The organism is Streptomyces sp. NPDC001941 (assembly GCF_040296945.1).
GTDB lineage: Bacteria > Actinomycetota > Actinomycetes > Streptomycetales > Streptomycetaceae > Streptomyces.
In genome coordinates, this window is the sequence record NZ_JBEOYE010000163.1 from 1 (window position 1) to 11,984 (window position 11,984).

Sequence of the window (11,984 nt, forward strand, 5' to 3'; positions counted from 1 at the left end):
CGCGGCGCCCCGCCGCGGCGGCCCCCCGCGCCCCCACCCCCCCCCCATCCTAAGCCGCCCGACCCTGCCCGGCGGCGGGCGCCGGGCCGGACCCCGCCCCCCCACCCCTCCCGCGGGCCCTACCCTCAAGGGATGGCCGGTCGATTTCAGCCCCGTCCCACCCGCACCACGGTGCGCGGTGGCGACGCGCCGCTGCCCGCGCCCCGGGCGACCGCCCCGGCCGCCGCCGGACCCGGCACGCGCCGTGACCACCGGCCCCCGCACCCGCTCGACCTGGCCCTCGTCCTCTCCCCGCTGCGCCGCGGCCCCGCCGACCCGACCTTCCGGGCCCTGCGCGACGGCTCCTTCTGGCGCGCCAGCCGCACCCCGCACGGGCCCGGCACGCTCCGGGTGGCCCGGGGCGCGGACGGCGGCGTGTCCGCCGAGGCCTGGGGGCCCGGCGCCGACTGGCTGCTGGAGGGCCTGCCCGACCTGCTGGGCGCCCGCGACGAGCCCGAGGCCCTGGTGCCGCGCCACCGCCTCGTCGCGGTCAGTGCCCACCGGCGCCCGGGCCTGCGGCTGCTGCGCACCGGCCTGGTCCTGGAGTCGCTGATCCCCTCCGTGCTGGAGCAGAAGGTCACCACCGACGAGGCCTACCGCGCCTGGCGCCTGCTGGTGCGCACGTACGGCGAGCCCGCCCCCGGCCCCGCCCCGGTCCCCCTGCACGTCATGCCCGGGCCGCGCGCCTGGTCGCTGATCCCGTCCTGGGAGTGGCACCGCGCGGGCGTGGACGACAAGCGGGCCTCGACGATCCTGCGCGCCGTGCGGGTGGCCGGGCGCCTGGAGGAGGCCGCCGCGATGGCCCCCGGGGAGGCCCGGCGGCGGCTCGAACTCGTCCCCGGCATCGGCCCCTGGACCTCCGCCGAGACCGTCCAGCGCAGCAACGGCGCCCCCGACGAGGTCACCGTCGGCGACCTCCACCTGCCCGGCGTCATCGGCCACGCGCTCGCCGGTGACCGGAACGCCGACGACGCGGCGATGCTGGAGCTGCTCGCCCCCTACGCGGGCCAGCGCCACCGGGCCGCCCGCCTGGTGCTGCTCAGCGGCCGCACCCCGCCGCGCCGCGCCCCGCGCATGCCACGGGGCGACATCGCGGCGCTGTGACCCGGGGCCGCGCGGCCCCGGGTGGCTCCGGGCCGCGTGACCGGGAGCGTACGACCGGGACCTCGCGACCCCGGACCCGCGTGAGCCGGGGCCTCGCGCCCCGGGACCTCAGCGCACCTCGGTGAACGCCGCCGCGTCCCGTACCGGCCGCTCCTTCGGCGGCGCCGCCGCGTGCCCGACCGCCACCGCGCCCATCGGGTCCCAGTCCGCGGGCAGCCCGAGCACCTCGCGCACCACGTCGCGGCAGAACATCGTCGAGGACACCCACGCCGACCCCAGCCGCTCCCCGGCCAGCGCCACCAGGAAGTTCTGCACGCCCGCGCCCGCCGCGACCACGAACATCTCCCGCTCGGCCGCGTCCCGTCGGGCGTCCCCGTAGTGGTGCGCGCCGTCCGCCACCAGGCACGGCACCACCAGGTACGGCGCCCGGCGCAGCACCTCGCCGCGCCGCACCCGCCGCGCGACGGACTCCTCGCTCTTGCCGTCGGCCCGCAGGTCCGCGACCCAGGCGTCCCGCATGGCGTCGAGCAGCCGGGTCCGCGCACCCTCGCTCTCCAGGAGCACGAACCGCCACGGCGTCGTGTGGTGCGGCGCGGGAGCCGTCACCGCGGCCGCCACCGCGCGGCGCACGGCCCCGCCGTCGACCGGCTCGTCCGTGAACTCCCGCACGGTGCGCCGCAGCGTCACCGCCTCCCGCACCGCCTCGGAGGTCCCCAGCCGGAACATGTCGTCGGCCGCGCCCCGCACCAGCGCCCGGGCGCCCTCGTCGGGGCCGCCACCGGGCCCGTCGCCCACCAGGTGGGCCAGGCCCCGCACCACCGCGACCGGCAGCCCGGCGGACTTGCCCTTGACCAGGTCGCCCGCGGCGGCCAGTTCGTCGGCGACGGCCACCACCGTGGCGCTCAGCGGGTTGCCGTGCGCGTCGGTGCCGCCGCGCAGGTCGTCCAGGACCCGCACCCCGGCCGCGCCGATGGCCACGTCGGTCAGGCCGCTGCGCCAGGGCCGGCCGAAGGTGTCGGTGACCACCACGCCCACGTCCACGCCGAGCGCCTCGCGCAGCCCGGCCCGCAGCGCCCGGGCGGACGCGTCGGGGTCCTCGGGCAGCAGCAGCACGGTGCCGGGCGCGGTGTTGGAGGCGTCGACCCCGGCGGCGGCCATCACCAGGCCCTGCCGGTTCTCCACGATGCGCAGGGTGCCGCGCCGGGCCACCACCCGTACCGTCTCGGCGTCGATGGCGGCCTCGCGGTCGTCGGCCGTGACGACCCGGCCCTCCGCCTTGCTGACGATCTTCGAGGTGACCAGCAGCACGTCGCCGTCGGCCAGGTCCGGCGCCGCCGCCGCGATCAGCTTGGCCAGGTCGTCGCCGGGCCTCACCTCGGGCAGGCCCGGCACCGCGTGCACCCGGAAGCCGGGCGCGGCGCTCACCGCACCTCCTCGGCCAGCGCCAGGGCGGCCCGCGCCATCTCCGCGGTGGCGTCCAGGTCGGTCATCATCAGCGGCACCGCGCGGCAGCGGATGCCCGCCGCCTCGACCCGCTCCACCGCTCCGGCGTCCACGGTGTCCACCAGCCAGCCGTCCAGCAGCCCGGAGCCGTAGTGCTCGGCGACGGCCGCCGCGCTGGACTCCACGCCGACGGCGGCCAGCACCTTGTCGGCCATCCCGCGCACGGGCGCGTCCCCGACGATGGGGGAGAGGCCGACGACCGGCACGCCCGCCGAGGCGACGGCCTCGCGGATCCCGGGCACGGCCAGGATGGTGCCGACGCTGACGACCGGGTTGGACGGCGGGAAGAGGATCAGGTCCGCGGCGGCGATCGCCTCCAGGACGCCGGGCGCCGGCTTCGACCGCTCCGCGCCGACCGGGACCACGGCGGTCGCGTCCACGGAGGCCCGCAGCTTCACCCAGTACTCCTGGAAGTGCACGGCCCGCTGCTCGCCGTCGACCTCCACGGCCACGTGGGTCTCCACGCGGTCGTCGGTCATGGGCAGCAGCCGCACCCCCGGCTCCCAGCGGGCGCACAGCGCCTCGGTCACGGCGCTGAGCGGGTAGCCCGCGCCGAGCATCTGGGTGCGGACGATGTGGGTGGCGAAGTCGCGGTCCCCCAGGCCGAACCACTCGGGGCCCACGCCGTAGGCCGCGAGCTCCTCCTTCACCGTGAAGGACTCGTCGGTGCGTCCCCAGCCCTGCTCCTCGTTGATGCCACCGCCGAGGGTGTACATCACCGTGTCGAGGTCGGGGCAGACCTTCAGCCCGAACAGATGGATGTCGTCACCGGTGTTGCCGATGACCGTGATGTCCGCGTCGGGCGCGGCCTCCTTGAGGCCGCGAAGGAAACGGGCACCACCGATGCCGCCGGCCAGAACCACAATGCGCATGCGCGCAGTTTCTCAGGCGGGTACGACGTCCTCGGCGGCCGGGGAGCACTGGGCGGTGTGCATGGGCATCCGGGTCAGGCCCGGGAAGTAGACGTGCAGGCTGACGGCGGGCTCCAGCGAGTCGTTGACCACCTCGTGCGCGTACCCGGGGGCGAAGGCGCGCTGGGCCCCGGCGGCGAGGGTGCGGTCCGCCGTGCGCGTACGCTCCGTCAGCTCGCCCTCCAGGACGGTCAGTACGCCGGAGGAGGAGCCGTGGTCGTGCAGTCCGCTGCCCTGGCCGGGCACCCAGGAGAGCAGCCACACCTCGTAGCCGGGGCCGGTGCGCAGGCGGTGGTACCAGCGGGAGGCGGCGTCGTAGCGCACCAGGTGGGCCCACTGGCCGCGGTCGGCGGCGATGGAGCGGGCCAGGCCGACGAAGTCGGCCACGGTCTCGGGGTGCTCGCGCGGCGGCTGGAGCAGGTGCTGGACCTCGAGGAGGTCTCCGGCGATCTGGAGGTCGCTGTCGCTGTTCATGGGTGCGGTGGTCCTCGGCAGTGAGCAGAGCAGTGCGGGGGTGTCGCGAAGGGGCGCGTGGCCCCGGGGGAGACGCTAGAGCGCGGGCGGCGCGGTCTTCGGGATCCTCACGAAGAGCGCGGCGGAGTGCGCGTCAACAGCTGGAACAGCAACAGCGCGCCTGGACAGCGCTGCGGAACCCACGGACGTGGGTCGCGGTGCGCGCTGTGGTCGCTGACATGCCTCCCAAGGTGACCGGCGGAACGACCGGCTGTCAACCCAATGCCCGGTTTGGCCCAAATCTTTCACCTCATCCAGTTACAGAAAAGGGAGAAAGGTTTGTGCAATCGCGGGTACGGAGACATGGCGCAGCAACCGTGCTCGCAAACGCCGTTGCGTCCTCGTGATCGGACTGTGATCCAGATCGCTTCCGGGGCGGGATCCGCAACAAGATCAACACTCTGGTCGTCTCCTGTGGGGAGAGCCCTCGTGGCGCGCCCCGGACCGGAGGGGCGTGCGCAGGCAGGGGGGAAGTGTCGCGTTTTTGGCGATTTGAACACTTTCCGCATAGCCTTGGTTCCGCAGAGTGAATACCGGACCCAATAGCAGATCTCGGCTTGACTGGCCCGGATCCACACACTTGTAATTTCACTCGTGTCGTTCGGCCGATAACGGTCACGGCAACATCACGGGGACGCAAAGACGGACGAGGGGCGCACATGACCGAGTTGTTCCAGGAACTGCTGGTCGAGGACGCGGACGAGGAACTCGGCTGGCAGGAGCGCGCGCTGTGCGCCCAGACCGACCCCGAGTCCTTCTTCCCCGAGAAGGGCGGCTCGACCCGCGAGGCCAAGAAGGTCTGCCTCGCGTGCGAGGTCCGTTCCGAATGCCTCGAGTACGCGCTCGCCAACGACGAGCGCTTCGGCATCTGGGGCGGTCTGTCCGAACGTGAACGCCGCCGCCTGAAGAAGGCCGCCGTCTGACCGTGCCGCCCGACCAAACGGCACACACACGCAGTTAACGAACGGTCCGTCGCCCGTGCGCTGTCCACGGGCGACGGACCGTCGTCGTGCCAGCCACTAGTGTGGGGCCCCGTCCGCGACGCTCCAACGCCCCTCGGGGCGACCCCGGCCGGAGGGCCCGCTCCTCGATGTCAGCCCACACGACAGCGTTTACTCCCACCACGCCCGAGTATCCGCGACACGTCGTCACCGCCGTGCTCGTCTCCCACGACGGCGCGCGCTGGCTGCCCGACGCGCTCGCCGGAGTGCTCGGCCAGGACCGCCCCGTGCAGAACGCCGTGGCCGCCGACACCGGCAGCGCCGACGACTCGGCCCGGCTGCTCGCCGACGCCCTCGGCGACGAGCGCGTCCTGCACCTGGCCCGCCGCACCGGCTTCGGCACCGCCGTCGACGAGGCCGTGCGCACCGCCGGCGTCCTGGGCCCCGAGGAACTGCCCTACCTGAAGCGGCCCAGCGGCTGGGACCCGGTCAGCCGCACCTGGCGCGACGACGCCTACGACCTGCCCGAGCTCCCGCACGGCGAACCCGTCCAGTGGCTGTGGCTGCTGCACGACGACTGCGCCCCCGAGCCCGACGCCCTCGCCGAACTCCTGCGCGTCGCCGACTCCGACCCGCACGCCGCCGTCATCGGCCCCAAGCTGCGCGGCTGGTACGACCGCAAGCAGCTCCTCGAGGTGGGCGTCTCCATCGCCCACAGCGGCCGCCGCTGGACCGGCCTGGACCGCCGCGAACAGGACCAGGGCCAGCACGACCAGGTCCGCACCGTCCTCTCCGTCTCCACCGCCGGCATGCTCGTGCGCCGCGACGTCTACGAGCAGCTCGGCGGCTTCGACCGCGGACTGCCCCTGATGCGCGACGACGTCGACCTGTGCTGGCGCGCCCACGCCGCCGGACACCGCGTCCTGGTCGCCCCCGACGCCGTCTTGCGGCACGCCGAGGCCGCCGCCCGCGAGCGCCGCAGCATCGACTGCGCGGGCCGCTCGGTGGCCGGCGCGCACCGCGTCGACAAGGCCGGCGCCGTCTACACCCTGCTCGCCAACGCGCGCGGCGCCGCCCTCCCCTACATCCTGCTCCGCCTCGTCGTCGGCACCCTGCTGCGCACCCTCGGCTACCTCGTCGGCAAGGCGCCGGGACAGGCCGTCGACGAGGTCACCGGCCTGTTCACCACCCTGCTGCGGCCCGGCCGCGTCCTCGCCGCCCGCCGCGCGCGCGGCCGCTCCGCCGTCGAACCCGGCGAGCTGCGCCCGCTGTTCCCGCCGCCCGGCGCCACCGTCAGGGCCACCCTGGAACAGGCCGTCTCCGGCTTCTCCCGCTCCGAGGCCGACACCGGCTCCCGGCACGGCGCCGTCGAGTCGGGACCCGGCGGCGACGACGCCGACTTCCTGGAGATCGAGCAGTTCGCCCGGCTGAAGAAGATCGCCCGCAAGCCGGGCCCGGTCCTCTTCGCCCTGCTGCTCCTGGTCTCCCTGGTCGCCTGCCGCGGCCTGTTCGGCGGCGGCGCGCTGGCCGGCGGGGCCCTGCTGCCCGCCCCCGACACCGTCTCGGAGCTCTGGGGGCGGTACGCCGACTCCTGGCACGCGCTCGGCACCGGCGGCACCCAGACCGCACCGCCCTACCTCGCCGTGATCGCCGCCCTGTCGGCCCTCTTCCTCGGCTCCACCGGCTTCGCCCTGACCGTGCTGCTCGTCTGCTCGGTCCCGCTGGCCGGCTTCACCGCCTACTTCGCCGCCCGCCCGCTCGTCGAGTCCCGGCTGCTGCGCGCCTGGGCCGCCATCGCCTACGCCCTCCTGCCCGCCGCCACCGGCGCCCTCGCCACCGGCCGGCTCGGCACCGCCGTCCTCGCCGTGCTGCTCCCGCTCATCGTGCGCTCCGGCGTCGCGGCGTACGGACTGCGCGGCGACGCCCGCGGCAGCTGGCGCGCCACCTGGGCGTACACCTTCCTGCTCACCGTCACCATGGCCTTCACGCCCGTCGTGTGGCCGCTCGCGGTGGTCCTCGGCCTTGCCGCGCTGGTGCTGCGCCGCGACGAGCTCACGGCGTACGGGACGCGGCTGCTGGCCCAGCTCGGCACCCCGCTGCTCGTCCTCGCCCCCTGGTCCCTGTCCCTCCTCACCAGCCCCTCGCGGCTCTTCCGGGAAGCGGGCGCGGACCTCGGCAGCGGCGCGGCCACCCCGCTGGACCTGCTCGGCATCAGCCCCGGCGGCCCGCGCGCCGCGGGCGGCCTGCTGCTGGCCGGCATCGTGCTGGCGGCGCTGGGCGCCCTGCTGCGCGGCGAGCGGCAGTTCGCGATCCGCACCGCCTGGGCCGGCGCCCTGGTGGGCCTGGTCTTCGCGGTGCTCACCAACGACTCGGGCTGGGCCGGCCCGGCCACCCTCGTCTACGGCGTCGCCCTGCTCACCGCGGCCGTGCTCGGCGCCGAGGGCGGCCGCACCCGCGTCGCCGCCCAGAGCTTCGGCTGGCGCCAGCCGGTGGCCGCGCTCATCGCGCTGGCCGCCGCCGTCGGCCCGGTCGTCTCCGCCGTCGGCTGGATGATCGGCGGCGCGGCCGGACCGCTGGAGCGCCGCGACCCCGTCCAGGTGCCCGCGTTCGTCGCCGAGGAGAGCGGCACCCGCGACCAGCCGCGCACCCTGGTGCTCGGCGGCAGCTCGCCCGCGCAGGTCTCCTACACCCTGGTCCGCGGCTCCGGCGGCCGCCTCGGCGACGCCGAGCTGACCGCCGCGGGCGGCTCCGACCCCCGCCTGGACAAGGTCGTCGCCCACCTGGTCGCCGGCTCAGGCGCCGACCAGACCGACCAGCTCAGCGGCTTCGCCATCCGCTACGTCCTGGTCCGCGACGACGCGCCGCGCCAGACCGGCCGGGTGCTCGACGCCACCCCGGGCCTCAGCCGGCTCAGCCAGCTCGACGGCAGCGCCCTGTGGCGGGTGGACCGCCAGGTCGCCCGCGCCATGATCGTCGCCCCCGGCGGCGGGAAGGAGCCGGTCGCGGTCGCCGCGGGCCCGGTCGAGGCGCACACCACGATCCCCTCCGGCGACGCGGGCCGGGTGCTGCGCGTCGCCGACCGCGCCGACGAGGGCTGGAAGGCCACGCTCGACGGCGAGGAGCTGAAGCGCACCACCGTGGACGGCTGGGCCCAGGGCTTCGAACTGCCCGCCGAGGGCGGCCGCCTCGACCTGGTGCACGAGGCCCCCTTCACCCACAGCGCCTGGCTGTGGGCCCAGGGCTTCCTCGCCGTCGTCCTGCTGGTGCTCGCCCTGCCCGGGCGCCGCCGCACCGTCGACGACGACCTGCCGGAGGAGGAAGTCGCCATCCCCGCGCAGGCGGTGGAGGGCGAGGGCCGCAGGGCGCGCCGGCTGCGGGCCGCCGCCGAGGCGGAGGCCGCCCCCGAGCAGCAGGCCGAACAGCCCGAGCAGCAGGAGGAGTTCGCGTACGCGGACGCCGCCGCCCAGGAGCAGCCGCAGGCGTACGGGGAGCAGGGCTACGCCCAGTACGACCCGTACGGCTACGGAAACAACGGGGAACAGACCTACCAGCAGGGCCAGTACGACCCCTACCAGCAGCAGGGCTACGACCCGTACGCGCAGGTCCCGTACCAGGCCGACCCCTACCAGGCGGACCCGTACCAGCAGCAGGCCGCCTACGACCCGTACGGCTACGGCCAGCAGCAGCCCTACGGCGACGGCACCGGTCAGCAGCCGTACGTCGACGGCTCCGGTCAGCAGCAGCCGTACGCCGACGGCACCGGCCAGCAGCAGCCCTACCCGGAGGGCGGCTACCAGGAGGGCCACCAGGACGGCTACGACCACCGCAACCACGGCAACGGCGGCGAGCAGCGCCCCGACGGGAGCAGCAACCAGTGAACCGCAGCACCCTCTCCCTGATCGCGGCCGTCGTCGCCCTCGGCGCCGTCACCGGCTTCGCCGCCGTGTCCGCGCCGGACGACGCGGCCCCGGCCGCCCGCACCGACGCGGCGCCCCGGCTGCCCGTCGAGCGCACCACGCTGCTGTGCCCCGCGCCCAGCGACTCCGAGGTCGCCGAGACCGCTTACACCGCCTACACGCCCCCGGGCGAGGCCAAGGCGGGCGGCGACAAGGCCGCCGCCGAGCTGAGGCCCGCCGCGGGCGCCACCCCCGTGAAGCCGGACGACAAGAAGCCCGGCAAGAAGGACCCGAAGAAGCCCGCGCCCGCCGCCGACAAGCCGGTCGTCCCGCTCACCCAGCCCGGCAAGCCGGTGACCGCCAAGGCCTCCGGCGGCGCCGCCCCCGCGCTGACCGGCTCCGCCACCGGTGCCCTGGCCCCCGGCTGGGCCGTCCAGCAGACCACCGAGGTCGCCGCGGGCAGCGGCCGCGGGCTCCTCGGCGTCTCCTGCACCCCGCCCGACACCGACTTCTGGTTCCCCGGGGCCTCCACCGCCAAGGACCGCCAGGACTACGTCCACCTGACCAACCCCGACGACACGGCCGCCGTCGTCGACGTCGAGCTGTACGGACCGGGGGGCGACCTCAAGTCCCAGCTGACCGAGGGCATTCCGGTGCCCCCGCACTCCAGCGTCCCCGTACTGCTGTCCACGCTGACCGCCGCCGCGCCCGCCCCCGACGTCACGGTGCACGTCACCACCCGCAGCGGCCGGGTCGGCGCCGTGGTGCGGGTCGCCGACGACAAGGCGGGCGGCGACTGGCTGCCTGCGTCCGCCGACCCGGCGGGCACCCTGGTGCTGCCCGGCATCCCGGCCGACGCCACCTCCGTGCGCCTGGTGGCGTTCGCGCCCGGCGACGAGGACGCCGACCTGAAGGTCCAACTCGCGGGCAAGGGCGGCACGCTGACCCCGGCGGGCAACGAGACCCTGCACGTGAAGGCGGGCATGACGGCCGCCGTCGACCTCGGCGACCTGACCAAGGGCGAGGCCGGCTCGCTGTACCTGCGGCCCACCGACTCCGGCTCCGCGCCGGTGGTGGCGGCGCTGCGGGTGGTGCGCGGCAAGGGCGACAAGCAGGAGGTCGGCTACATCCCGGCGACCGGTCCGGTGGGCGCGCGGGCGACCGCCGCCGACAACCGGGCCACCGGCTCCACGCTGTCGCTGACCGCGCCGACCGCGAACGCCGAGGTGAAGGTCACCGCGTCGGCGGGCAGCCAGGGCGGCACGGCCACCAGCAAGACGTACTCGGTCAAGGCCGGTACGACGCTCGCGGTCACCCCGCCGGTCCCGGCCGGGCTCAAGGGCTCGTACGCGCTCACCGTGGAGACCGTCTCCGGCGGCCCGGTGCACGCGGCGCGCACCCTGGCGCTGCCCGCGGACGGCATCCCGATGTTCACCGTGCAGACGCTCCCCGACGACCGGGGGACGGTCGCGGTGCCGCGCGCGGTGCAGGACCTGTCGGTCCTGGAGGACTGACTCCTGACGGAGCGGGCCGGTACGGGCGGGAGTTCAATCCTGTCCGTACCGCGGGTCGACCGACTCGGGGGACAGGCCGAGGAGTTCGGCGACCTGCTCGACGACCACCTCGTGCACCAGCAGGGCCCGCTCGTCGCGGCTCTTGGTGCGGATCTCGACGGGCCGCCGGTAGACGGTGATCCGCGCGGGCCGGTCCTTGGCGGCCGGCAGCGAGTCGCCCAGCGGCACCGAGTCCTCCTGCGGCCCGGGCACGTCCTGGACCATGAACTCCACGTCGGCCAGCTGCGGCCAGCGCCTCTCCAGCCGCTCCACCGAGTCCTGCACCAGGTCGCGGAAGGTCTCCGCGCGGCTCAGCGACAGCGGGACCTGCGGAGGCGCGACGGGCCCGCGCATGCCGCGGCCGTGTCGGTCGCGCCTGCGGGGGCCGGGCTCGGCCGGGCGGGGCGGTACGGGACTGTCCATCACTGACGCAGCGTAGCCCTCCGCGGCCCCCCGCGATCGCGGCTGAACACGGAGACCGCCCCGTGTCCGTCCTCGACCGTTCAAGCCAAGGTTCGGCTCGATTGTGGATGGTTGCTTGATCATTCCGTACGCGACAATCGACTTGATCCGTACCAAGTGGCGACCTGATCACCGCGCGTCACCTCCGCGGCGCTCCTCCTCCCGCGCAGGTCAGGCCAGTTGCCCGGAAGCCCCCTGTGGGAGACGTCACAGCACGACACGGTGGAGTGACCTGGTGGAGAGTCGTCGCGGCCCGCTCAAGAGTGCGGTACCGTCCAACGTCGTGAGCCCTGTACGTCGCTGTTCGCGCACCGCGTGCGGCCGCCCTGCCGTCGCGACGCTGACGTACGTCTACGCCGACTCGACCGCGGTCCTCGGCCCGCTCGCCACCTACGCCGAGCCCCACTGCTACGACCTGTGCGCCGAGCACGGCGAGCGCCTCACCGCCCCGCGCGGCTGGGAGGTGGTGCGGCTGACCGACGGCTCCGCCCCCGCCCACCCCACCGGCGACGACCTCGAGGCCCTCGCCAACGCCGTGCGCGAGGCGGCCCAGCCCCGCGAGCGCGCCGCCGAGGCCGGCGGCAAGGGCAGGGGCGCCGACCCCGTCGAGGTCGGCCGCCGCGGCCACCTGCGGGTGCTCCGCTCACCCGACCAGTAGCCCGTCGGCCCATCTCCGGGACGTGTGTCCTCGCCTAGCATGTGGCGGGGATCCAGACCGTAGAGACCGTTGAAGGGGATGGCCGTGGCCGCTGATCTGTCGCAGCTCGTGAAGGCGTATGACGTGCGCGGGGTGGTGCCGGATCAGTGGGACGAGGATCTGGCGGAGCTGTTCGGTGCCGCGTTCGTGCGGGTGACCGGGGCCGACGCGATCGTCGTGGGCCATGACATGCGCCCTTCGTCGCCGGGCCTCTCCGGGGCTTTCGCGCGGGGCGCGGCGGGCCAGGGTGCGGACGTCACGCTGATCGGTCTGTGCTCGACGGACCAGCTCTACTTCGCCTCGGGCTCGCTGGGTCTGGCGGGGGCGATGTTCACCGCGTCGCACAACCCGGCCCAGTACAACGG

General features: G+C 75.3%; 9 protein-coding genes and 1 pseudogene. 6 read left to right on the forward strand and 4 right to left on the reverse strand.

Going from position 1 to position 11,984, the window contains the following annotated elements; all coding sequences use genetic code 11:
- Positions 1–132 precede the first annotated feature (132 nt).
- Complete coding sequence (locus ABT160_RS44865; RefSeq protein WP_351655620.1) at positions 133–1,143, forward strand: DNA-3-methyladenine glycosylase family protein; 1,011 nt, start codon at positions 133–135, stop codon at positions 1,141–1,143.
- Positions 1,144–1,251: 108 nt separating this feature from the next.
- Here the strand turns inward: ABT160_RS44865 and ABT160_RS44870 are convergent, their stop codons facing one another.
- From ABT160_RS44870 to ABT160_RS44880, 3 genes are read right to left on the reverse strand one after another with little or no spacing between them, the layout of a single operon-like run.
- Positions 1,252–2,568 (reverse strand): coenzyme F420-0:L-glutamate ligase, encoded by a 1,317-nt coding sequence (locus ABT160_RS44870; protein ID WP_351655622.1) that lies wholly within the window; start codon positions 2,566–2,568, stop codon positions 1,252–1,254.
- Positions 2,565–3,518, reverse strand: coding sequence for a 2-phospho-L-lactate transferase (gene cofD, locus ABT160_RS44875; protein WP_351655625.1), 954 nt, complete (start codon positions 3,516–3,518; stop codon positions 2,565–2,567). The genes ABT160_RS44870 and cofD overlap by 4 nt, the downstream gene beginning before the upstream one ends.
- 12 nt (positions 3,519–3,530) lie before the next feature.
- Complete coding sequence (locus tag ABT160_RS44880; protein WP_351655628.1) at positions 3,531–4,031, reverse strand: cysteine dioxygenase; 501 nt, start codon at positions 4,029–4,031, stop codon at positions 3,531–3,533.
- A 698-nt stretch (positions 4,032–4,729) separates the two neighbouring features.
- On the opposite strand from ABT160_RS44880, the gene ABT160_RS44885 reads away from it, so the two are divergent.
- The 3 genes from ABT160_RS44885 to ABT160_RS44895 all read left to right on the forward strand — a co-directional run bounded on the left by ABT160_RS44885 (position 4,730) and on the right by ABT160_RS44895 (position 10,421).
- Positions 4,730–4,993 (forward strand): WhiB family transcriptional regulator, encoded by a 264-nt coding sequence (locus ABT160_RS44885; RefSeq protein WP_023588371.1) that lies wholly within the window; start codon positions 4,730–4,732, stop codon positions 4,991–4,993.
- 167 nt (positions 4,994–5,160) lie between these two features.
- The gene (locus ABT160_RS44890; RefSeq protein ID WP_351655631.1) at positions 5,161–8,889 is read left to right on the forward strand and encodes a glycosyltransferase; all 3,729 of its coding nucleotides are present in this window, start codon (positions 5,161–5,163) and stop codon (positions 8,887–8,889) included.
- Positions 8,886–10,421: a DUF5719 family protein gene (locus ABT160_RS44895; protein ID WP_351655634.1), complete on the forward strand. Its 1,536-nt coding sequence runs from the start codon at positions 8,886–8,888 to the stop codon at positions 10,419–10,421. Before ABT160_RS44890 ends, ABT160_RS44895 begins: the two co-directional genes overlap by 4 nt.
- A gap of 33 nt (positions 10,422–10,454) precedes the next feature.
- On the opposite strand, the gene ABT160_RS44900 is transcribed toward ABT160_RS44895, so the two are convergent.
- On the reverse strand, positions 10,455–10,883 hold the full coding sequence (locus ABT160_RS44900; RefSeq protein WP_351655635.1) for a metallopeptidase family protein: 429 nt from the start codon (positions 10,881–10,883) through the stop codon (positions 10,455–10,457).
- Positions 10,884–11,157: 274 nt separating this feature from the next.
- On the opposite strand from ABT160_RS44900, the gene ABT160_RS44905 reads away from it, so the two are divergent.
- Both ABT160_RS44905 and manB read left to right on the forward strand, forming a co-directional pair.
- Positions 11,158–11,580 carry a DUF3499 domain-containing protein gene (locus tag ABT160_RS44905; protein ID WP_351655638.1) on the forward strand — a complete coding sequence of 141 codons (423 nt, stop codon included), beginning with the start codon at positions 11,158–11,160 and terminating at the stop codon, positions 11,578–11,580.
- An 84-nt stretch (positions 11,581–11,664) separates the two neighbouring features.
- Positions 11,665–11,984: pseudogene (manB, locus tag ABT160_RS44910) on the forward strand (phosphomannomutase/phosphoglucomutase); the annotation flags it as partial.

Excerpts from the sequence above, each read along its gene's own strand:
- ABT160_RS44865 (WP_351655620.1), top strand. The coding sequence starts at position 133 with ATGGCCGGTCGATTTCAGCCCCGTCCCACCCGCACCACGGTGCGCGGT.
- cofD (WP_351655625.1), bottom strand. The coding sequence starts at position 3,518 with ATGCGCATTGTGGTTCTGGCCGGCGGCATCGGTGGTGCCCGTTTCCTT.
- ABT160_RS44880 (WP_351655628.1), bottom strand. The coding sequence starts at position 4,031 with ATGAACAGCGACAGCGACCTCCAGATCGCCGGAGACCTCCTCGAGGTC.
- ABT160_RS44885 (WP_023588371.1), top strand. The coding sequence starts at position 4,730 with ATGACCGAGTTGTTCCAGGAACTGCTGGTCGAGGACGCGGACGAGGAA.
- ABT160_RS44890 (WP_351655631.1), top strand. The coding sequence starts at position 5,161 with ATGTCAGCCCACACGACAGCGTTTACTCCCACCACGCCCGAGTATCCG.
- ABT160_RS44900 (WP_351655635.1), bottom strand. The coding sequence starts at position 10,883 with ATGGACAGTCCCGTACCGCCCCGCCCGGCCGAGCCCGGCCCCCGCAGG.